Annotated in this window: 16 protein-coding genes and 2 pseudogenes; 9 read left to right on the top strand and 9 right to left on the bottom strand. The window is 72.5% G+C overall.

Annotated features, from left to right (window positions below; translation table 11 throughout):
• The first annotated feature begins 21 nt into the window (after nucleotides 1-21).
• The 5 genes and pseudogenes from ilvA (at nucleotide 22) to J7I94_RS01625 (ending at nucleotide 4145) form a co-directional block, all read left to right on the top strand.
• Nucleotides 22-1251, top strand: coding sequence for a threonine ammonia-lyase (gene ilvA, locus J7I94_RS01610; protein ID WP_215164615.1), 1230 nt, complete (start codon nucleotides 22-24; stop codon nucleotides 1249-1251).
• A 235-nt stretch (nucleotides 1252-1486) separates the two neighbouring features.
• Nucleotides 1487-2470: an ATP-binding cassette domain-containing protein gene (locus J7I94_RS01615; protein ID WP_215164616.1), complete on the top strand. Its 984-nt coding sequence runs from the start codon at nucleotides 1487-1489 to the stop codon at nucleotides 2468-2470.
• Nucleotides 2471-2525: 55 nt separating this feature from the next.
• On the top strand, nucleotides 2526-3332 hold the full coding sequence (locus J7I94_RS01620; RefSeq protein ID WP_215164617.1) for an ABC transporter permease: 807 nt from the start codon (nucleotides 2526-2528) through the stop codon (nucleotides 3330-3332).
• A gap of 185 nt (nucleotides 3333-3517) precedes the next feature.
• Nucleotides 3518-3654, top strand: a pseudogene (locus J7I94_RS38080) (ATP-grasp ribosomal peptide maturase); the annotation flags it as partial.
• Between the two features lie 245 nt (nucleotides 3655-3899).
• Nucleotides 3900-4145 carry a hypothetical protein gene (locus J7I94_RS01625; RefSeq protein ID WP_215164618.1) on the top strand — a complete coding sequence of 82 codons (246 nt, stop codon included), beginning with the start codon at nucleotides 3900-3902 and terminating at the stop codon, nucleotides 4143-4145.
• Nucleotides 4146-4236: 91 nt separating this feature from the next.
• On the opposite strand, the gene greA is transcribed toward J7I94_RS01625, so the two are convergent.
• Together greA and J7I94_RS01635 are read right to left on the bottom strand one after the other, a co-directional pair.
• Nucleotides 4237-4734, bottom strand: a complete 498-nt coding sequence (gene greA / locus J7I94_RS01630) for a transcription elongation factor GreA (RefSeq protein ID WP_215164619.1) — start codon at nucleotides 4732-4734, stop codon at nucleotides 4237-4239.
• 177 nt (nucleotides 4735-4911) lie between these two features.
• On the bottom strand, nucleotides 4912-5310 hold the full coding sequence (locus J7I94_RS01635) for a DUF4307 domain-containing protein (RefSeq protein ID WP_215164620.1): 399 nt from the start codon (nucleotides 5308-5310) through the stop codon (nucleotides 4912-4914).
• 203 nt (nucleotides 5311-5513) lie between these two features.
• On the opposite strand from J7I94_RS01635, the gene mca reads away from it, so the two are divergent.
• Both mca and J7I94_RS01645 read left to right on the top strand, forming a co-directional pair.
• Nucleotides 5514-6395: a mycothiol conjugate amidase Mca gene (gene mca, locus J7I94_RS01640; protein ID WP_215164621.1), complete on the top strand. Its 882-nt coding sequence runs from the start codon at nucleotides 5514-5516 to the stop codon at nucleotides 6393-6395.
• The gene (locus tag J7I94_RS01645) at nucleotides 6388-6645 is read left to right on the top strand and encodes a hypothetical protein (protein ID WP_215164622.1); all 258 of its coding nucleotides are present in this window, start codon (nucleotides 6388-6390) and stop codon (nucleotides 6643-6645) included. Before mca ends, J7I94_RS01645 begins: the two co-directional genes overlap by 8 nt.
• Nucleotides 6646-6688: 43 nt before the next feature.
• Here J7I94_RS01645 and J7I94_RS01650 read toward each other — a convergent pair whose 3' ends face one another.
• Nucleotides 6689-9892, bottom strand: coding sequence for a tetratricopeptide repeat protein (locus tag J7I94_RS01650; RefSeq protein WP_215164623.1), 3204 nt, complete (start codon nucleotides 9890-9892; stop codon nucleotides 6689-6691).
• Nucleotides 9893-10059: 167 nt separating this feature from the next.
• On the opposite strand from J7I94_RS01650, the gene J7I94_RS01655 reads away from it, so the two are divergent.
• The gene (locus J7I94_RS01655) at nucleotides 10060-12066 is read left to right on the top strand and encodes a thioredoxin domain-containing protein (RefSeq protein WP_215164624.1); all 2007 of its coding nucleotides are present in this window, start codon (nucleotides 10060-10062) and stop codon (nucleotides 12064-12066) included.
• 21 nt (nucleotides 12067-12087) lie between these two features.
• Here the strand turns inward: J7I94_RS01655 and J7I94_RS01660 are convergent, their stop codons facing one another.
• From J7I94_RS01660 to J7I94_RS01670, 3 genes and pseudogenes are all read right to left on the bottom strand, one after another.
• On the bottom strand, nucleotides 12088-12801 hold the full coding sequence (locus J7I94_RS01660) for a Mut7-C ubiquitin/RNAse domain-containing protein (RefSeq protein WP_215164625.1): 714 nt from the start codon (nucleotides 12799-12801) through the stop codon (nucleotides 12088-12090).
• Between the two features lie 456 nt (nucleotides 12802-13257).
• A pseudogene (locus J7I94_RS01665) lies at nucleotides 13258-13886 on the bottom strand (TetR/AcrR family transcriptional regulator); the annotation flags it as partial.
• Between the two features lie 31 nt (nucleotides 13887-13917).
• Entirely contained in the window at nucleotides 13918-14622 is a 705-nt protein-coding gene (locus tag J7I94_RS01670; RefSeq protein ID WP_215164626.1) for a hemolysin III family protein, read from the bottom strand.
• Nucleotides 14623-14971: 349 nt separating this feature from the next.
• Between J7I94_RS01670 and J7I94_RS01675 the strand changes: the two genes are divergently transcribed.
• Nucleotides 14972-16810: a phosphoenolpyruvate carboxykinase (GTP) gene (locus tag J7I94_RS01675; protein ID WP_215164627.1), complete on the top strand. Its 1839-nt coding sequence runs from the start codon at nucleotides 14972-14974 to the stop codon at nucleotides 16808-16810.
• 226 nt (nucleotides 16811-17036) lie between these two features.
• On the opposite strand, the gene J7I94_RS01680 is transcribed toward J7I94_RS01675, so the two are convergent.
• From J7I94_RS01680 to J7I94_RS01690, 3 genes are read right to left on the bottom strand one after another with little or no spacing between them, the layout of a single operon-like run.
• Complete coding sequence (locus J7I94_RS01680; protein ID WP_215164628.1) at nucleotides 17037-17639, bottom strand: hypothetical protein; 603 nt, start codon at nucleotides 17637-17639, stop codon at nucleotides 17037-17039.
• On the bottom strand, nucleotides 17626-19221 hold the full coding sequence (locus tag J7I94_RS01685; RefSeq protein ID WP_215164629.1) for a VWA domain-containing protein: 1596 nt from the start codon (nucleotides 19219-19221) through the stop codon (nucleotides 17626-17628). Before J7I94_RS01685 ends, J7I94_RS01680 begins: the two co-directional genes overlap by 14 nt.
• Nucleotides 19218-20387, bottom strand: a complete 1170-nt coding sequence (locus J7I94_RS01690; RefSeq protein ID WP_215164630.1) for a toxic anion resistance protein — start codon at nucleotides 20385-20387, stop codon at nucleotides 19218-19220. Before J7I94_RS01690 ends, J7I94_RS01685 begins: the two co-directional genes overlap by 4 nt.
• Nucleotides 20388-20400: the final 13 nt, after the last annotated feature.

A 20400-nucleotide genomic window follows, 5' to 3' on the forward strand; every position in this document is an offset into this window, starting at 1 on the left:
TGAACTGCGATGCTGGATGTCATGAGCTACAGCACGGCTGACCTTTCGCGCCCCGTCACCCTCGACGATGTGCGCGGGGCCCAGAAGATGCTCTCGGGCGTGGCGCGGATGACGGCGATGGAAGGCAGCAGGCACCTGTCCCAGCTGGTCGGCGCGCCCGTGCACTTCAAGTGCGAGAACCTCCAGCGGACCGGCTCCTTCAAACTGCGCGGCGCCTACGTGCGGATCGCCGGCCTGCTGCCGGAGCAGCGAGCCGCCGGCGTGGTCGCCGCCAGCGCCGGGAACCACGCGCAGGGCGTGGCCCTCGCCTCGTCGCTGCTGGGCGTGACCTCGACCGTGTTCATGCCGAAGGGCGCCCCGCTGCCCAAGATCAGCGCCACCCAGGAGTACGGCGCCGAGGTGCGCCTGCACGGCCAGGTCGTCGACGAGACGCTGGCCGCCGCCCAGGAGTACGCGCGGGAGACGGGGGCGGTGTTCATCCACCCCTTCGACCACCCCGACGTCATCGCGGGCCAGGGCACGGTCGGCCTGGAGATCCTGGAGCAGTGCCCCGAGGTCCGCACGATCGTGGTGGGCGTCGGCGGCGGCGGGCTGGCGGCCGGGATCGCGGTCGCGGTGAAGGAGGTGCGGCCCGAGGTGCGGATCGTGGGCGTGCAGGCCGAGGGCGCGGCGGCGTACCCGCCGTCGCTGGCGGCCGGGCGTCCGCTCTCCCTCGCCCAGCCGGTGACGATGGCCGACGGCATCCGGGTGGGGCGGCCCGGTGACGTGCCGTTCGGGATCGTCGGGGACCTGGTGGACGAGGTGCGCACGGTCACCGAGGACCAGCTGTCGGCGGCGCTGCTGCTGTGTCTGGAGCGGGCCAAGCTGGTGGTGGAACCGGCCGGGGCGAGTCCGGTCGCGGCGCTGCTGGCCGAGCCGGGGTCGTTCGAGGGCCCGGTCGTGGCGGTGCTGTCCGGGGGCAATGTAGACCCGGTGCTGATGCAGGGCGTGCTGCGGCACGGCATGGCGGCGCAGGGCCGCTACCTGGCGGTCCGGCTGCGGCTGACGGACCGGCCGGGCGCCCTCGCCACCCTGCTGGGAGTGTTGTCAGCGGTCGACGCCAATGTCCTGGACGTCAGCCATGTGCGGACCGATCCGCGGCTCGGACTCACGGAGGCGGAGGTCGAACTGCATCTGGAGACGAAGGGCCCCGAGCACTGCGTCGAGGTCGGCCACGCGCTGCGCGACGCGGGCTACACGGTCATGCGGTAGGGCCGCGAGGAGGTTCGCCGGGGGCCCAGGCCCCCGCACCCGGTCACTCGTCCGGGTGAGCCCATTGTGGGACGCGATACATCGCGATAGCGTGTGTCCGTGCCGCCGGTGCTCGTGGCACACGGTCCCGTGAGAACGCACGCGCGGAAGCGAAAGAACGCATACATACAGAAAAGCGGGACCAGAACGGCAAATCTAGGCTTTCCGAAGAATCCCCGACGACGTGGAGACTCATATGCCTGGCGCCATCTACGCCGAGGGCCTGGTGAAGACCTTCGGCACTGTAAGGGCTCTGGACGGCGTCGACCTCGATGTTCCCGAGGGCACGGTCCTGGGCCTGCTCGGGCCGAACGGCGCGGGCAAGACCACCGCCGTCCGCTGCCTGACGACCCTGTTGCGCCCGGACCGCGGCAGGGCGGTCGTGGCCGGTCTCGACGTGCTGAAACAGCCCGACGCCGTACGTCGCTCCATCGGCCTGTCCGGCCAGTTCGCGGCGGTGGACGAATACCTGACCGGCCGGGAGAACCTCCAGATGGTCGGTCAGCTGTACCAGATGCGCGCGAAGGAGGCGAAGCGCCGCGCGACCGAGCTGCTGGAGCAGTTCCACCTCTCCGACGCCGCCGACCGGACCACCAAGACCTACTCCGGCGGCATGCGCCGCCGGCTCGACCTCGCCGCCGCCCTCGTCGTCTCGCCGCCCGTGATGTTCATGGACGAGCCGACCACCGGCCTCGACCCCCGCAACCGCCAGCAACTGTGGGAGGTCATCAAGCAGTTGGTCTCCGGCGGTACGACGCTGCTGCTCACCACCCAGTATCTGGAGGAGGCCGACCACCTCGCCCACGACATCGCGGTGGTGGACCACGGCCGGGTGATCGCCCAGGGCACCTCCGACCAGCTGAAGGCACGCACCGGCGGTGAGCGCGTCGAGGTCGTGGTGCACGAGCGCGAGCACCTCCCGGCCGCCTCGGAGGTGCTGCGCGGCTTCGGCAAGGGCGACACCACGGTCGAGGAGCACATGCGCAAGCTCACCGTCCCCGTCACCGGCGGCGCGAAGCTGCTCTCCGAGATCATCCGCGAGCTGGACACCCGCGGCATAGAGATCGACGACATCGGCCTGCGCCGCCCCACCTTGGACGACGTCTTCCTCTCCCTCACCGGTCACGTGGCCGAGTCCGGGGGAGCCGGCCAGGAGAGCGAACAGGAGACCGCCCAGTGAGTGCCGTCACCGACACAGTCCGCACGCGCCCGGGCCGAGGGAAGGGGTGCCCCGCATGAGCATGGTCGCCGACTCGCTGGTCATCGCCCGCAGGAACCTGATCCGGATGACCAGGATTCCCGAGATGCTCCTTTTCGGGGTCATCCAGCCCGTCATGTTCGTCATCCTCTTCACCTACGTCTTCGGCGGCTCGATGAGCGTCGGCGGGACCACCGACCCGGACATCTACAAGGACTTCCTGATGGCGGGGATCTTCGCCCAGACGGTCACCTTCGCCACCGCCGGCTCGGCCGCCGGCATCGCGGACGACATGCAGAAGGGGCTGGTCGACCGCTTCCGGTCGCTCCCGATGGCGCGCGGTGCCGTGCTGACCGGCCGGACCGTCGCCGACCTCGTCCAGACGTGCATCACGCTGATCGTCCTCGCGGTCGTGGCGCTGATCGTCGGCTGGCGCACGGGCTCGGCCGAGCCGACCAACGCCGGGAAGATCCTCGGCGCCTTCGGTCTGCTCCTCCTGCTCGGATACGCCTTCACCTGGATCGGCGCCCTGATCGGCCTGTCCGTCCGTACCCCCGAGGCGGCGACCTCGGGCGGGCTCATCTGGCTGTTCCCGGTGACCTTCATCTCGAACGCGTTCGTCGACTCCAGCCAGATGACTCCCTGGCTGCGGCACATAGCCGAGTGGAACCCGTTCAGCGCGACCGTGCAGGCGGCGCGCGAACTGTTCGGGAACCCCGGCGTCGTGCAGTCCGACGCATGGCCCATGCAGCATCCCGTCTGGGCCTCGCTGATCTGGTCCGTCCTGATCATCGCGGTCTTCCGGACGCTCGCGGTGCGCAAGTACCGCTCGGCTGACGGGTGAGGGCTCGTCCACTGTTTGGCCGGTGAGGTCCGGAGCTGGTTCTCTACCCCCGCTCCGGGCCTCGATATTTCGTTCGTGAAGTCCTTTGGGCGCGTTCGGACCTGCGTTCGGACCTGCGTTCGGGCACGGGTGTCCCAGTGGGATGAGTGACTCGCCGGCAGGGGGGACACGAGCGTGCGTGTGAGCCCCACCTCTTCCAGGCCCGCATACAGAAGACGGCCGACGTGCGGGTCCTCGTCGTCGGCGGGCGCCTGTCGCGGTCCGGATCGAGTCCGGCCTGCTGGACTGGCGCAAGGACTGCTCCGCCCTGTCCAACAGCGTGATCGGTCGTGGACGAGGACGGCGACGCCGAGGGCGGCATCATCGGGGAGTCCTCGTTCAGCAGGGCCGGGCGCAGGCCGTGCGGCCGGTGTCCGGCAACCTGTCCGCCCGTACGGCCTACGCGGACGGCGAGCGGCGGACCGAGGCGGCCCCGGCCCTCCTGGAGGAGTGGATGCCCGCCTTCCTCGCCCAGCTCGCCGCCCCCGGTGCGCAACTCGTCCGCGCCCTCACGAGCGGCGGCACCCCTTGCTGTACGTGTTCGACCCCGACCAGGAGTCGTTCGCCGAGTCCGCCGTCACCGGGGACGGCGGCTGGACCGTGCGCCAGAGCGGTCCCGTCCCGCTGTGGGACGACATCGAGAAGGCCCTGACCGTCTGGGAGGCCGCAGGGCGCCCGGGCATCGACGCAGTACAGCTCCGCCTCAGTCAGGCGTCGCACCTGTACTGGATCGAGGGCTCCTCGGCCTTGCGCTGGGAACACCGACTCGACTGACCGCACGCGCCGCACGACCATGACGAGGCCCCGCCGTCACCAGGACGCCGGGGCCGGTCAGCGATCAAGGGCCAGGGGCCGTGGGGCGGGGTCAGCCGTTGTACGGCTCGGCCTTGAGGATCTTCACGGAGGCCTTCTTGCCGTTCGGCAGCTCGTACTCCGCGTCGTCACCGACCTTGTGGCCGGTCACGCCGGAGCCCAGCGGGGACTGCGGCGAGTAGGTCTCGATGTCGGCGCTCGCGTACTCGCGGGAGGCGAGCAGGAACGTCAGGGTGTCGTCCTCGTCGCCGTCGAAGGCGATGGTGACGACCATGCCGGGCGCCACGGCACCGTTGGCCGCGGGCGCCTCACCCACCTTGGCGGTCTCCAGGAGCTGGGTCAGCTGGCGAACGCGGAGCTCCTGCTTGCCCTGCTCCTCCTTCGCCGCGTGGTACCCGCCGTTCTCGCGCAGGTCCCCCTCCTCACGCGCCGCGGCGATCTTGGCAGAGATCTCCGTGCGCGCAGGACCAGTAAGGTAGTCAAGCTCTTCCTTGAGCTTGTTGTACGCCTCCTGGGTCAGCCAGGTGACGTTCTCGCTGGTCTGGGTCACAGGTGCTCCTCGTCCGTACTGGGAATACAAAGCATCGCCCTACCCAGGAACATGTTCCTCCACGGAAGGGCGAAACCACGAGCCTAACAATTGAGTGGCCAAAGGGGGAGGACATAAGCCACCAGTTTCCCGTCGGCGCAGGTCAGCCACGACGGAATCCGGCGAAGACCGGTCGGGTCAGTCCGCGTGGCAGCCGAGCAGCTCCGCCGTCGAGCCCGGGGCCTTGGTACGCAGGGTGACGACCTTGTCGAAGCGGGTCTCGTCGCCGGTGAAGCGGAAGTCGGCCCGGCCGACCTCGGCGCCGTCCTCGGCCTGGGACCGCACGGTGCAGTAGCCGCTGACGCCGGCGTCCTTGTGGACCTCGAGGTGGACCTTGACCGACTTCTCGCCGGTCTCGAAGGTGATCACCTCGCCGCTGATCTCGTTCTGCGCCACGTAGTGGTAGCCGAACCAGCCGATCAGCGCGAGCAGGGCGACCCCGAGAACGGCGCCGACGATCTTGAGCGTGCGGTCGGCCTGAGCGTCCGAGGAGCGGCCGTAGCGGCTCTCGGGCGGGCGCGTCGTCGCCGTACTCATGATCGTCCTCTCGGCAGGAGCGGGACGGACGTCCCGGTAGGGCCCCGGAGCCGGACCCCGGAATTATTCGCCCCCCGATTCGGTCACTATAGAAGCCCCCACTCGCCACCCGACCGCCGCCCCTCACGGACGCCCCTGTGGGGCGGCACCTATTGGACCGCGCCTGAAGACACCGGGGCGCCGACTAAACCGAGGATCGAGTCTTGACTGATCAGCTGCGACTGATGGCCGTCCACGCCCACCCCGACGACGAGTCGAGCAAGGGCGCGGCCACCATGGCGAAGTACGTGTCCGAGGGGGTGGACGTGCTCGTGGTGACCTGCACGGGCGGGGAACGCGGCTCCATCCTCAACCCCAAGCTCCAGGGTGACCCGTACATCGAGGAGAACATCCACGAGGTGCGCAGGAAGGAGATGGACGAGGCCCGCGAGATCCTGGGCATCAAGCAGGAGTGGCTCGGCTTCGTCGACTCCGGGCTGCCCGAGGGCGACCCGCTGCCGCCGCTGCCGGAGGGCTGCTTCGCCCTGGAGGACGTCGACAAGGCGGCCGGCGAGCTGGTGCGCAAGATCCGCTCCTTCCGGCCCCAGGTGATCACCACCTACGACGAGAACGGCGGCTACCCGCACCCCGACCACATCATGACCCACAAGATCACGATGGTGGCGTTCGAGGGGGCGACGGACACCGAGAAGTACCCGGAGAGCGAGTACGGACCGGCGTACCAGCCGCTGAAGGTGTACTACAACCAGGGCTTCAACCGGCCCCGCACCGAGGCCCTGCACCAGGCGATGCTGGACCGCGGCCTGGAGTCGCCCTACGGGGACTGGCTCAAGCGCTGGAACGAGATCGAGCGGGTGGAGCGCACGCTCACCACGCACGTGCCGTGCGCCGAGTTCTTCGAGATCCGCGACAAGGCGCTGATCGCGCACGCCACGCAGATCGACCCCGACGGCGGGTGGTTCCGGGTGCCGATGGACCTCCAGAAGGAGGTCTGGCCCACCGAGGAGTACGAGCTCGCGAAGTCGCTCGTGGACACTTCCCTCCCCGAGGACGACCTCTTCGCGGGCATCCGGGACAATGCCTGACATGAGCGCAAGCGCAAGCCTGGCAATGACGCACCTCATCACCCTCGCCGAGGTGGACGAGGACAAGGTCACCCCCGGCGTCCTCGGCTTCATCGTCTTCGCGGTGATGGCCGTGGCGGTGTGGTTCCTGATGCGGTCCATGAACCGGCACATGGGCAAGGTCGACTTCAAGGAGGCTCCCGACGCGGAGCCGGAGGCGTCCGGCAAGGGCGCCCCGGGTTCCGGCCGGGTCGAGCCGCAGCAGGGCTGAGGGGCGCGGTGGACGGCCGGGCGGCGACGCGTCGCCGGGCCGCTCACCCCTGCCTGATCTCCACCTCCACCCCCATGACCTCCCGGGCGTGCCGGTTCGGGACCATGCCCAGGCGCCAGGCCTGCCAGCCGGACTCCAGCTGGACGCCCCGTTCCAGCAGGAGCTGATAGGCGCCCAGGCCCTCCTCCAGACGGGGGTCACGGGCCGGGTGGCCCGCGCGGGAGAGCTGGGCCAGCTCCTCCTGCGCCACCGCCGTGCCGACCTCCACCCCGCCGGGGGCGGCGTACGGCAGCAGGGTGCAGCGCAGGAAGCGGGCCCAGTCGTCGCCGCGCCGGTCGCCGTACGAGGCGAACAGGGTGACCGCCTCGTCGCACAGGGCCAGCGCCTGCGCCGTGCGGCCGTTGCCCGCGTCGACCACCGCCAGCTCCAGACAGGTCCACGCCTCGCCGTGCGCGACGCCGATGCGGTGGAAGTCGGCGCGGGCGTCGACCAGCAACTGACGGGCGAAACCGGAGTTGCGCAGCGAGCCGGTCTGCGCGGCGCGCTGGTCGCGGGTGACGCGGGCCGAGTGGTGCCGGGCGCAGGCCAGGCCGTACACGTCGCGCATCCGGGAGAACATCGTGCGGGACCGTTCCAGCTCGCGCACCGACCGGTCCAGGTCACCGGTCTCCTCCAGTGCCTGCCCCAGGTAGTACAGCGTCCACGCCTCGCCGCGCGCGTCCTCGTTGTCCCGGTGCCGGCCGACCGCGCGGCGCAGTTCCTCCGCCGCGCGGGACGCCTCGCCCGCGACCAGCCGGGCCCGCGCCAGCTGGGTCAGCGCCCACGCCTCGCCGCGCACGTCCTGGGTCCGGCCGTACAGGCCAAGGGCCGCCCGCAGCTCGGCCTCCGCGCGCGGTACGTCGCCCCGGCGCAGGTGCAGCTGGCCGAGCTGGAAGTGGGCCCACGCCTGGCCGTGCACCGACTCGCCCGCGCGGTGGAGGACCAGCGACTCCTCCAGCAGCCCCAGGGCCTCGGCCAGCCGGGAACGGTCCCGTTGCACCGCCGCCAGGGCGTGCAGCGTCCACGCCCGGTCGGTGGCCAGCTCGGGGGAGGCCTGGAGGTCCAGCGCCTCGTGCAGCTTGGCCGCCGCCCCGGTCAGGTCGCCCTGGTGGTGCAGGGTGATGCCGAGCGAGGTCAGCGCCCGCGCCGCGCCCGCGTCGTGCTGGGCCTCCAGATACAGGTCGACCACGGAGGTCAGCGTGGTCCGCGCCTTGTCCAGCTCGCCGAGCTGCCGGGCCGCGATACCGGTGCGCCACTGCACCGAGCGCAGCAGCAGCCCCTGGTCGACGGCCTGCGCCAGGTCGCTGATCTCACCGAGCCGGTACAGGTCGCCGCGGAGCAGGCAGTAGTCGCACAGCGCGCCCAGCAGATTGAGCACCGCGCGCTGGTCGACGCCCTCCGCGTACCGCAGCGTCGCGGTGATGAAGCTGGACTCGTCGTCCAGCCAGCGCAGCGCCTCGTCCAGCGAGGTGAAGCCGTGCGGCCCGAACCGGTCCGAGCGGGTCGACATGTTGCCGTCGACCAGGCGCAGCACGGAGTCGGCCAGTTCGGCGTAGTTGGCGATCAGCCGTTCCTGCGCCGCCGCCCGCTCGGCCGCCTCCTCCTCGTCGAGGAGCCGGGCCTGCGCGAAGGCCCGCACCACGTCGTGCAGGCGGTACCGGCTGCCGCGCACGTGGTCGATGAGCCCGGCCCGGGACAGTGCCGTCAGGTGTTTGGCCGCCTCCGGCTCGCCGGTGGCCAGCAGCGCGGCAGCGGCGGCGGTTCCCAGCGAGGTACGGCCGGCCAGCGCGAGCCGGCGCAGCAGCCTGCGGGCGGGTTCCGGCTGGTCGGTGTAGCGCAGCCACAGCGCCCGCTCGACCGGCTCCACCGGACCGTAGGCGCCCAGGTCGCCGGCGAGGGCGCGCGGCGAGCGCGGTCCGAGGGCGGAACCGGCGATCCGCAGCGCCAGCGGCAGCCCGCCGCACAGCTCCCGGACCAGGTCGGCGGAGTCGGCGTCGTAGGGCCCCGACGCGTCCTGCGCGGCGGACGTCAGCAGCTCCTCCGCGCCCGCCGCGTCCAGCGGTTCCACCGGCAGGTGGTGCACCCGGGCGGGCAGGTCCGCGGGCAACTGGAGCGGCCGGCGCGCGGTGACCAGGACCAGGCTGTCGGACCGTTCCGGAATGAGTGTGCGCACCTGTTCCGCGTCGCTGGCGTCGTCCAGGACGACGACGACCGGGACGCCCGTCAGATGCTGGTGGTACAGCTCGCTCAGCCGTCTGACCTGCTGGTCCGCCGAGGACCGCTCCCGGAACAGCAGTTGCTCCCGGGGCGCGCCGAGCCGGTTGAGCAGGTGCAGCAGGGCGTCCCGGGTGGGCAGCGGCGACTCCCCGGGGGTGTCACCGCGCAGGTCGACGAGGCAGGCGCCGCGGAAATGGTCCCGCAGGTCGTGGGCGGCGCGCACCGCGAGCGTCGTACGGCCGCTGCCGGGTGCCCCGTGCAGCACCACCACCGTCGGCTTGGTCTCCGTGCTCGCGCGGGCCGCCCGCACCCACTGCCGCAGCCGGGCCGTCTCCTGCCGCCGGCCCGCGAAGGCGCCCGGCGGCTCCGGGAGCTGCCCGAACGACTGCTCCAGCACCGTCCGCCCCCGCGCCGCCGCGCTCTTGTCCGCGCCGCGCAGTTTCGGCCCCGGCTTGCCGCCGCCGGTGGAGGCGGCGAGCACCCGCTGCTGGTCCAGGAACGGCCGGATGCCCCGTACCTCCAGCGCCGTCAGCCACTGCAGCCGCAACTGCTCGGGCCCGCCCGGCTGGTTGACCGCGCCGGCCCGGTGATGGGCGGCGGGCAGATGCACGCCGACCACCTTCACCACCGTCGCCGCGGCGCCCACCACCCCGACCGCCAGGCCCGCGCCCACCGCGGTGCCCGTGCCGGTGCCCAGCGCGACGTCGGCGACCACCGCCGCGACCGCCGCGACGGCAGCCACCGCGAGCGGTGTGCCCGCGCCCTCGCGGGCGTAGCGCTGGCGGAACGTGAGCTGACCGGCCCCGGCCTCGTCCAGGGCCCGGGTGTAGGCGTCGTACTCCTCGGCGGCCGAGCGCGCCATCGAGTCCAGCGCGCCACGCGCCCGGGACAGCAGGACCCCGCCGTCCACCCGCCCGCCGGTGCGCCGCACCTCCTCCTCCACGGCCCGCACCAGCAGCCGTTCGGCCTCCACCCGATGACTGTCCCGCATGTCCCCTCCCCCTCCGAGGGCCCCGGTCGTCCCCTGCGTCGCCCGCCCGTCTACGGGTCCTTCCCCGCCGGACCCGCGGTCAAGTGTCCCGCCGTGTGAACTCCCTGGGGAGAGGTCCGGCGGTGTGCTGTCCGGCGCGGTGCGGGTACTGGGGCAGGATGGACCCCATGGCGAACCGACTGGCCCGCGAGACGTCCCCCTACCTGCTCCAGCACGCCGACAACCCCGTCGACTGGTGGCCCTGGTCCGAGGCGGCGTTCGAGGAGGCGCGGCGGCGGGACGTGCCCGTGCTGCTGAGCGTCGGGTACAGCAGCTGCCACTGGTGCCACGTCATGGCCCACGAGTCCTTCGAGGACCGGGCCACCGCCGACTTCCTCAACTCCCACTTCGTCAGCGTCAAGGTCGACCGCGAGGAGCGGCCGGACGTCGACGCCGTCTACATGGAGGCGGTCCAGGCGGCGACCGGGCAGGGCGGCTGGCCGATGACGGTGTTCCTGACGCCGGACGCCGAGCCGTTCTACTTCGGTACGTACTTCCCGCCCGCGCCCCGCCAGGGCATGCCCTCCTTCCGGCAGGTCCTGGCCGGCGTCCAGCAGGCGTGGACCGAGCGGCGCGGGGAGGTCACCGACGTCGCCGGCAAGATCGTCCGGGACCTGGCCGGACGGGAGATCTCCTACGGCGACGCCCAGGTGCCCGGCGAGGAGGAACTCGCGGCGGCGCTGCTCGGACTCACCCGGGAGTACGACCCGCGGCGCGGCGGATTCGGCGGGGCGCCGAAGTTCCCGCCGTCGATGGTGCTGGAGTTCCTGCTGCGCCACCACGCCCGCACCGGCGCCGAGGGCGCCCTCCAGATGGCGTCCGACACCTGCGAGCGGATGGCGCGCGGCGGCATCTACGACCAGCTGGGCGGGGGTTTCGCGCGCTACTCGGTCGACCGCGAGTGGGTCGTGCCCCACTTCGAGAAGATGCTCTACGACAACGCGCTGCTGTGCCGCGTGTACGCCCACCTGTGGCGCTCCACCGGCTCCGCGCTCGCCCGCCGGGTCGCCCTGGAGACCGCCGACTTCCTCGTCCGCGAGCTGCGCACCGCCGAGGGCGGGTTCGCCTCCGCGCTGGACGCCGACAGCGACGACGGCGCGGGCCGGCATGTCGAGGGGGCGTACTACGCGTGGACGCCCGAGCAGTTGCGCGAGGTGCTCGGGGAGGCCGACGCCGGCCTCGCCGCGCAGTACTTCGGCGTGACCGAGGAGGGCACCTTCGAGCACGGCGCCTCCGTGCTCCAGCTCCCGCAGCACGAGGGCGTGTACGACGCCGAGCGGATCGTCTCCGTACGGGAGCGGCTGCTCGCCGCGCGGGACCGGCGGCCCGCTCCCGGCCGGGACGACAAGGTCGTCGCCGCCTGGAACGGCCTGGCGATCGCCGCGCTCGCCGAGACCGGCGCCTACTTCGACCGTCCCGACCTGGTCGAGGCCGCCGTCGCCGCCGCCGACCTGCTGGTCCGCCTCCACCTCGACGACCAGGGCCGGCTCACCCGCACCAGCAGGGACGGGCGGGCCGGTACCAACGCGGGCGTGCTGGAGGACTACGCCGACGTCGCCGAGGGCTTCCTCGCGCTGGCCTCCGTCACCGGGGAGGGCGTCTGGCTGGACTTCGCCGGGCTGCTCCTGGACCACGTACTGACCCGGTTCCGCGACGAGGCGGGGTCGCTGTACGACACGGCCGTGGACGCGGAACGGCTGATCCGGCGCCCGCAGGACCCGACGGACAACGCGACGCCCTCCGGCTGGACGGCGGCGGCGGGGGCGCTGCTGACGTACGCCGCGCACACCGGGTCCGGGCCGCACCGGGAGGCCGCGGAGCACGCCCTGGGGGTCGTCAAGGCGCTGGGGCCGCGGGTGCCGCGGTTCGTGGGGTGGGGGCTGGCCGTGGCGGAGGCGTTCCTCGACGGGCCGCGGGAGGTCGCCGTCGTGGGGGACGGGGAGCTGCGCCGGGCGGCGCTGCTGGGGACGGCGCCCGGGATGGTGGTCGCCTTCGGTGAGGAGGGGAGCGGGGAGTTCCCGCTGCTCGCCGGGCGGGGGCTGGTCGGCGGGGAGGCGGCGGCGTACGTGTGCCGGAACTTCACGTGTGACGCCCCTACGACGGACGCGGAGCGGTTGCGGGCGGCGGTGCGCTGACGTCGTGGCCGCTCGCGCCCCTCACGGGACGTAGCGGTTGACGATCGCCTCGAGCTGCTCGTGGTGGGCGCCCCGCCAGTACGCCCGGCCGCATTCCGTGCACTGGGCGAAGACGTCGTACGACCGTTGCGTACCGCTCTCCAGCTGGTCGGCGACCTCGTCCTTGGTGGCCGCGCGCAGCAGGCCGTTGCAGGCCGTGCAGCGGGTCCAGGGGCGCAGGTCGGGGGCGAAGCGGTGCAGTACGTCGTGGAGCTGGTCGTCGGGGCGGGTGCTGTAGACGAAGGCGCCGGCCCACAGTTCGCGGCGGCGCAGCAGGCCCCGGTCGCGGCTGAGCAGGACGCGGCGCTCGGCGGCGGAGCGGGCGGCGAGCGCCGGGTCGCCGATGTCGGAGGACTCGTACGCCGTGTCCACGCCGAGCAGGCGCAGGCGGCGGGCGAGGGTGCCGAGGTGCACGTCGAGGAGGAAGCGCAAGGGGGCGCCCGGCACCCGCTGCGGACGGTCCACGGGGCGCACGGTCACCGACTCGCCGGCCGTCGGGATGTGCCCGGGCGGCACGGTGCGGCCGTCGACGACGAGGCTGCCGACCTCGGTCAGCGGGACGCCGAGGGACTCCACGACGTGGCCGAGGGTGGAAACGCCGTCGACGGCGGCCGGGGTGGCGCCGGACCGGCGTGCCCGGGGGACGAAGAGAAGCAGCTCGGGGGCGAACTCGACGCGGATCTCGGGACCGTTCACCTCGTCAGGATGTCATGATCGCCGACCCTGGGGCCGGTGCTTCTCCGGCGTCCGGGGACGGGGGCGGGTCCGTGCGGGGACCGGTGACGGGCTTGTGCGGGGAACTGGCGGGGGGCTCGGTCGGGGGACCGGTGGCAGCTCCTTGCCGGGGACCGGTGGCAGCTCCCTGCCGGGGACCGGTGGCTGACCTGTGGGGGGAACGGGTGGCGGGCTCGGTCGGGGGACCGGTGGCAGCTCCCTGCCGGGGACCGGTGGCAGCCCCCTTGCCGGGGACCAGTGGCAGCTCCCTGCCGGGGACCGGTGGCTGACCTGTGGGGGGAACGGGTGGCGGGCTCGGTCGGGGGACCGGTGGTAGCTCCCTGCCGGGGACCGGTGGCAGCTCCCTGCCGGGCACCGGTGGCAGCCCCCCTGCCGGGAACCCGTGGCAGCCCCCCGCGGGGACCCCGTGGCGGGCAGGTCGCGGAAGGCGTCGAGGGCGCGGTCGGTCAGGTGGGTCAGGTCGTCCCGGCAGTCCCGCTCGGCCCAGTAGACCAGCGCCTCCAGCAGGGCTCCCATCAGGCCCGTCACGTAGACGCGGACCTCCAGGTCGGCTTCGCCGCGGCCGGTGCGCCCGGCCAGGGCGCGGCTCATCAGGCGGCCGGTGACGGACACGCTCTCCCTCAGCCGGGTGCGGACGGCCGGGACCTCGGCCATCAGCCGGACGCGGAGCACCGTCTCCTCCCGGCTGCCGGGGTGCGGACGGTCGCCCAGGGCGAGGGCGGTCGCCCGGCGCAGCGCCCACCGGATCGACTCCGGCACCGGTTCGTCGGCCGGGCGCCGGAGCAGCAGTTCCTCCACCAGGGGCGCGTACTCGTCCGTGAGGACGATGTCCTCCTTGGTGGGGAAGCAGCGCAGCACGGTGCTGGGGGAGACCTCGGCGCGCTCGGGATCCGCTCGACGGTGGTGGCGTCGTACCCCCGCTCGCGGATCAGGGCGTACGTGGCGTCCCTGATCGCTCGGCGCGTCCTGGCCTTCTTCCGCTCCCGCAGCCCCGGTTGCCGGACGGTTCCGGGAGCGGAGGGGGTGAGGGCATGTGCCGGGGTCATGCCCTCCACTGTCCTGCCCGGCCGGCGGCCCCTAATAGGCGATCAGCGAGATCCCCACGTAGTGCGCGATGAACGCGGCCAGCGTGAAGGAGTGGAAGACCTCGTGGAAGCCGAACCAGCGCGGGGAGGGGTTGGGGCGCTTGATGCCGTAGACGACGCCTCCGACGCTGTAGAGCACCCCGCCGACGACCACCAGGACGAGGACCGCGATGCCGCCGGCCCGCATGAAGTCGGGCAGGTAGAAGACGGCCGCCCAGCCCATGGCGAGGTAGCAGGGGGTGTAGAGCCAGCGCGGGGCGCCGACCCAGAAGACGCGGAAGGCGATGCCGGCCACCGCGGCGGCCCAGATGCCCCACAGCAGCCACCGTCCCTTGGCCTCGGGGAGCAGCAGCATGGTCAGCGGGGTGTAGGTGCCCGCGATGATCAGGAAGATGTTGGCGTGGTCCAGGCGGCGCAGGATGCCGTCCATGCGGGGGCTCCAGTCGCCCCGGTGGTACAGCGCGCTCACGCCGAACAGCAGACAGGCCGTCAGGACGTAGACGCCGCAGGCGATCCGTCCTCTGGTCGAGTCGGCGAGGGCGGTGAGCGCGAGACCCGCGACGAGTACGGCCGGGAACATCCCGAGGTGCAGCCAGCCCCTGAGCTTGGGCTTGACCGGATGCGGCAGGGAGAGCGCGACGGGACCGCGGCCGGCGGCCGGGGAATCCGTGTGCGCATCGGAGGCGGACGCAGTCATGCGCGGCATCGTACCTACGGAACCGTAAGTTACGCGTCAGTACAACCGTGTGAATCCGGTCGCGCGTTCCATGGTCTCACGGTCGACGGCCGGTCGCCGAGTAAAGGAAGTACCAGGTGAACTCAACGTATACGCAAAAAAACGGGCGGGTGTGCGGCGGAGAGGCGAGGTGCGTGGCGCTCCTCACGTCGCTCAGGTGTGCGCTCCTCTGGACAGATGGGCGCGGGCGTCGGATGATCAAATGAGTGCGGTCGGCACCGGATGAGCGCTCGGGTGATCCCGGGCGGGCGTCCGGGTCGCAGCCCCCACGGGGCCTGTCAACAACACATCCCCGCCTTGAGGAGCAATCGTGGCGCGCGACATCGCGGCTTCCCCCGTCCCCACCCGGCACCAGGAGCTGGTCTCGTGGGTGGACGAGATCGCCGAACTGACGCAGCCGGACGCCGTGGTCTGGTGTGACGGATCCGAGGCCGAGTACGAGCGGCTGTGCGAGGAGCTGGTGGCCAAGGGCACCTTCCGGAAGCTCGACCCGGTCAAGCGCCCCCACTCCTACTACGCGGCCTCCGACCCCTCCGACGTCGCCCGCGTCGAGGACCGGACCTTCATCTGCTCCGCCGAGGAGGAGGACGCCGGCCCGACCAACCACTGGAAGGACCCCGCCGAGATGCGGGAGATCTTCAGCGGAGAGAACGGCCTGTTCCGCGGGTCGATGCGCGGCCGGACCATGTACGTCGTGCCGTTCTGCATGGGGCCGCTGGGCTCGCCGCTGTCCGCGATCGGCGTCGAGATCACCGACTCCGCCTACGTCGCCGTCTCCATGCGCACCATGACCCGCATGGGACAGCCGGTCCTGGACGAGCTGGGCGAGAACGGCTTCTTCGTCAAGGCCGTGCACTCGCTGGGCGCCCCGCTGGGCGAGGGACAGCAGGACGTCCCCTGGCCCTGCAACCAGACCAAGTACATCTCGCACTTCCCCGAGGACCGCGAGATCTGGTCCTACGGCTCCGGCTACGGCGGCAACGCCCTGCTCGGCAAGAAGTGCTACGCCCTGCGCATCGCCTCCGTCATGGCCCGCGACGAGGGCTGGCTCGCCGAGCACATGCTCGTCCTGAAGCTGACCCCGCCGCGCGGCGAGGCGAAGTACGTCGCCGCCGCCTTCCCCTCCGCCTGCGGCAAGACCAACCTCGCCATGCTGGAGCCGACCATCCCGGGCTGGACGGTCGAGACCATCGGCGACGACATCGCCTGGATGCGGTTCGGCGAGGACGGGCGGCTGTACGCGATCAACCCCGAGGCCGGTTTCTTCGGTGTCGCGCCCGGCACGGGCGAGCACACCAACGCCAACGCGATGAAGACGCTGTGGGGCAACGCCGTCTTCACCAACGTCGCCCTCACCGACGACAACGACGTGTGGTGGGAGGGGATGACCGAGGAGACCCCGGCCCATCTCACCGACTGGAAGGGGAACGACTGGACGCCCGAGTCCGCCCGCGAAGCAAATGAATACCGCCCGGCCGCCCACCCCAACGCCCGCTTCACCGTCCCCGCCGCGCAGTGCCCGATCATCGCGCCCGAGTGGGAGGACCCCAAGGGCGTGCCGATCTCGGCGATCCTCTTCGGCGGGCGCCGCGCCACCGCCGTACCGCTGGTCACCGAGTCCTTCGACTGGAACCACGGCGTCTTCCTCGGCGCCAACGTGGCCTCCGAGAAGACCGCCGCCGCCGAGGGCAAGGTCGGCGAGCTGCGCCGCGACCCGTTCGCCATGCTGCCGTTCTGCGGCTACAACATGGGCGACTACATGGGCCACTGGATCGACGTCGCCAAGGGCAAGGACAAGGCGAAGCTGCCGAAGATCTACTACGTCAACTGGTTCCGCAAGGACGACGACGGCCGGTTCGTCTGGCCCGGCTTCGGAGAGAACGGCCGCGTCCTGAAGTGGATCGTGGAGCGGCTGGAGGGCAAGGCCGAGGGCGTGGAGACGCCGATCGGCGTGCTGCCCGCCAAGGGCGCGCTGGACACCGACGGCCTCGACCTGTCCGACGCCGACCTGGACTTCCTGCTCACCGTCGACAAGGACGTGTGGCGCGAGGAGGCCGCGCTGGTGCCCGAGCACCTCGACACCTTCGGCGACCACACGCCCAAGGAGCTGTGGGACCAGTACCGCGCACTGGTGGAGCGCCTGGGCTGACACCCCCGCGCGCACCCCGCGCGCACCCCGCGCGCACCCCCGCACCCCCCCCGCACAGAACTTCGCGGCCGGTCCGGCTCCGCCCTGACCAGCGATGTCGTCACGAAGGCCGGCCGCGAGAGGGCTCGTCCCGCTCCAGTAGCTCGATGTCCCGGAGCAGCCGGAGGCGCCCCGTCCGGGCCGGGTCCCCGCACAACGGCGTGCGACGGACCCGGCCCATACCGCTTCAGTTCGGGCGGTCCTCCAGATACCGCGTGTGCGTCTCCTGGCGGCGCTCCTCCGTCTCCCGCAGCCGCGCGGCCAGCGCGGACGCCTCCTCGTGGAGCAGACCGAGCTGGCGTTCCAGATGCCGTTCCGGCGGCTCGCCGCCCGGCGTCATCCGGTGCCACCAGCGGGTGCGCAGATACGCGTCGACGGCCTCGGGGACGTCCTGCCGCACCGCCCGGGTCAGCGTGTGCACCCCCTCCGGGTCCTGGGCCAGCACCCCGGTGACCCAGCCCGGTTCCAGCAGCGCGCCGAGCAGCTCGGCCAGTTCGGTGAGGCGCCCGGCCGCCGCCGGCGGCAGGTCGGCGTCCGCGAGGTAGGCGCCGAGCCGCTCCCAGTCGGCGCGGATCTCGTCGAGCTGGGCGGACGGGTCGGGGAAGGCGGGCGGGGCGGGCCGCTCCGGCGGGGCGATCAGCGCGCCCGCGCCGTACAGACCGGCGACGACCACCGGCCAGTACGGTCCCGCGACCCCCGTGAAGGTCAGCACGAGCCCGGCGAGACCGCAGGCGCTGCCGGTCAGGTTCTTCCGGGACTCGACGTAGGCCCATGCCTTACTGGTAGCCACGGATCTCCTCGAAGGCGCCGTCCAGCGACCCCTGCCGGGCGTCGAACAGCCGGCCGCCGGTCAGGTCGGCGATGTGCTCCAGCTCCGCCCGGTCGGAGTCGCCGAAGAGGATGGGGAAGACCGGGATCCGCCGCTGTTCGGCGGTGAGCGCGCGGTAGAAGCCGTCGAAGTCGGCCGCGTCGGCGCCGGTGGTGTTCTCGCCGTCCGTCATCAGCACGATCGACGTGAACGTGTCCTCGTCGCCGCCGAGGTGGCCGTACGCCTTCTCCAGCGAGGTGTAGACGGCGGTGTCGCCCGACGCGGTGAGCGCCTCGGTGTCCGCGCGGATCGCCGACAGGCCCCGCTCGGGATCCCCCGGGTCCACGACATGGGTGCGCACGCTCTTCACCTCCGAGCCGAACGGCATCAGCGTGACCTCCTCCCGTTCCCGGAAGTCGCCGGTCAGGCCGGTGAGCGCGGCCTTCAGGCCCGCCAGGCGGTCGCCCCGCATGGAACCGGAGGTGTCCAGGACGTACACCGTGCGCGAGGGGCGGCGCAGTTCGTTCTCGTACGAGTCGAGCAGGCCGTCGGCGACGGAGCGGGTGCCGGGGAAGGGCAGTTCGCGGCGGCGTTCGGTGCCGAGACCGGCGGCGGGGGCGACGGAGGCGACGACCGGGCGGCGCAGGGTGGTGTCGGTGATCCGCCGCTGGAGCCGCTCGGTGCGCAGGGCGTCGGCCACCTTCCGGACGTCCTCGCGGGTCGCGGCGCCCGTGGACGCCAGAGAGGAGAGCGGGTAGTCGGCGGTGACGACGCCGTCGCGGGGGCGGATCACCGTCAGACCGTCGATGCCCTGGAGGACGGACTCGTAGTTGAGCAGCGCGTCGACGTTCCCGCGCCGCTCGTAGGCCGCCGCCAGCCAGCCCGAGGAGCCCGAGGTCAGCTGCTGGCCCTGGAAGAACTCCTTCAGCCGGGGCCGGGCCTCGCGCACGTCCGCGTCGGTGAGCGCCGCCTCGGCGCCGGAGAGCGCGGAGGCCACCGAGACCAGCGTGGCGAAGCCGGAGTTGGAGCGGGCCGGGTCGGTCATGCCGTACGTCAGCTTCCCGTCCGCGACGGCCTCCTCGACCTGGGACCAGGTGACACCGTCGGGCTTCCAGCCCAGCTCCCGCACCGTGGCGTCCCGTACGCCGATGGCGACCGGGCTGGTCATCACGGGCGTCTCGGAGACCACCTGCCGCGCGGCCTCGGGGCGCAGCCGCAGATAGTCGTTGGACGACAGCCACACGGCGTCGTACTGCCCGTCCGTCTTCCCCTTCGCCAGCATGTCGACGGCGTCGAGGGTGCCCATGGGGGTGAGGCGGACGGTGACGCCGGTGTCCTCGCGGACCTGCTCCAGCACCGGTGCCATGTCGGTCAGTTCGCTGGAGGCGAGGACGCGCAGCGTGCCGGGTTCGGCGGGGCCGGGGACGCCGGGGGTGGAGATGCCGGCGGCGGCGCCGTCGTCGTCGGTGGTGCAGGCGGTCAGCAGGGCGAGGGCGGCGGCGGTCAGACAGGCGGCGAGGGCGCGGCCACGCGGGCGGCGCTCCTCGGTACGACGGCGTCTCATGCGAGACCGCCGTCCAGTGCGCCCTGCGAGCGGCTGCGCTCCAAGTAGCCGCTCGCCTGCTGGAGTTCGGCGGTCAGCGACTCGACCGTGGCCGCCATCGCCTCGGTGGCCCGCACCTTGTAGCTGTCGATGGTGTCCAGGGTGCGGTAGATCTGCTGGAACGCCTGGCGCAGGGTGTCCGCGCCGACCGCCGGGTCGGCGGCGATCCGCTGGATCTCGCCGCTCTGCGTGGCGAGCATCTCCGCGTTGCCCCGGATCAGGTCCTCCGTGGTGCCGCGCAACGCGTCGACCTGCTCGACGACCTTCTTCTGGTGGTCGAGCGCGGACGCCAGCATGACGGAGATCCGCAGCGCGGACACGGTGGTCGTCGCCGCCCGGTCGACGCCCTTGATCAGCTCCTCGTTGTTGCGGCGTACGACGTCCATGGCGAGGTAGCCCTGCGCGCACACCGCGAGCTGGGTGAGCAGGTCCTGGTGCTTCTGCCGGACGGGGAAGAGGACGTCGGCGCGGAGCGCGTCGGCCTCCTGGGGGTCGACGACGCCGGCGATGTGCTCCTCGACGGCGGTGTCCAGGGCCTCGGTGAGGACGACGTACTCCTGGAGCTTGCCCATGGTCTCCCACAGGCGGACCCGCTCGGTCTGCAACGCGGCGTTGTCGCGGCGCAGTTCGTCCTGTCCGCCGCGCAGGGAGCCCACGATCGCGTGGAGCGTGCCCTGCGCGGAGGCGTACTTGGCGAGGTGGTCGCGCAGTCTGTTGCCGCCGGGCAGCCGGGAGAGGAACCGGCGGCCCTTGGCGGCCGGCAGGTCGCGCGGGTCCAGGTCCTCCACGACCCGGCGCAACTCCACCAGAGAGCCCGCCACCCGCGCCTGGGCGTCGCCGCCCTTGCCGGGCAGGCTGCGCACGGTCCGCTCCAGCATCCGGTTGGACTGCGCGGCTGCGGCCCGCATCTCGCCGGCGCCCAGGCCGGTGATCTCGCCGACCTTGCCGGCGAACTCCGGGGAGCGGGCGTCCAGCGCGGCCAGCGACTCGACGTAGGCGGCGGCCTTGCGGGCCGTCTCGGCGCGGACGCCGTCGTCCACGGGGACGAGCCCGCCGGCCTTCTCCCGGTCCACGGCGGCCACCGGCTCGGGCGGGGTGAGGACGAAACTGGTGTCGTTGTCGGTCATGCCGGGTCCCCCG

The sequence above is a fragment of the Streptomyces sp. ISL-12 genome, assembly GCF_018614415.1.
Taxonomy (GTDB): Bacteria; Actinomycetota; Actinomycetes; order Streptomycetales; family Streptomycetaceae; genus Streptomyces.

Excerpts from the sequence above, each read along its gene's own strand:
- ilvA (WP_215164615.1), top strand. The coding sequence starts at position 22 with ATGAGCTACAGCACGGCTGACCTTTCGCGCCCCGTCACCCTCGACGAT.
- J7I94_RS01615 (WP_215164616.1), top strand. The coding sequence starts at position 1,487 with ATGCCTGGCGCCATCTACGCCGAGGGCCTGGTGAAGACCTTCGGCACT.
- J7I94_RS01620 (WP_215164617.1), top strand. The coding sequence starts at position 2,526 with ATGAGCATGGTCGCCGACTCGCTGGTCATCGCCCGCAGGAACCTGATC.
- J7I94_RS01635 (WP_215164620.1), bottom strand. The coding sequence starts at position 5,310 with ATGAGTACGGCGACGACGCGCCCGCCCGAGAGCCGCTACGGCCGCTCC.
- J7I94_RS01645 (WP_215164622.1), top strand. The coding sequence starts at position 6,388 with ATGCCTGACATGAGCGCAAGCGCAAGCCTGGCAATGACGCACCTCATC.
- J7I94_RS01650 (WP_215164623.1), bottom strand. The coding sequence starts at position 9,892 with ATGCGGGACAGTCATCGGGTGGAGGCCGAACGGCTGCTGGTGCGGGCC.
- J7I94_RS01655 (WP_215164624.1), top strand. The coding sequence starts at position 10,060 with ATGGCGAACCGACTGGCCCGCGAGACGTCCCCCTACCTGCTCCAGCAC.
- J7I94_RS01670 (WP_215164626.1), bottom strand. The coding sequence starts at position 14,622 with ATGACTGCGTCCGCCTCCGATGCGCACACGGATTCCCCGGCCGCCGGC.
- J7I94_RS01685 (WP_215164629.1), bottom strand. The coding sequence starts at position 19,221 with ATGAGACGCCGTCGTACCGAGGAGCGCCGCCCGCGTGGCCGCGCCCTC.
- J7I94_RS01690 (WP_215164630.1), bottom strand. The coding sequence starts at position 20,387 with ATGACCGACAACGACACCAGTTTCGTCCTCACCCCGCCCGAGCCGGTG.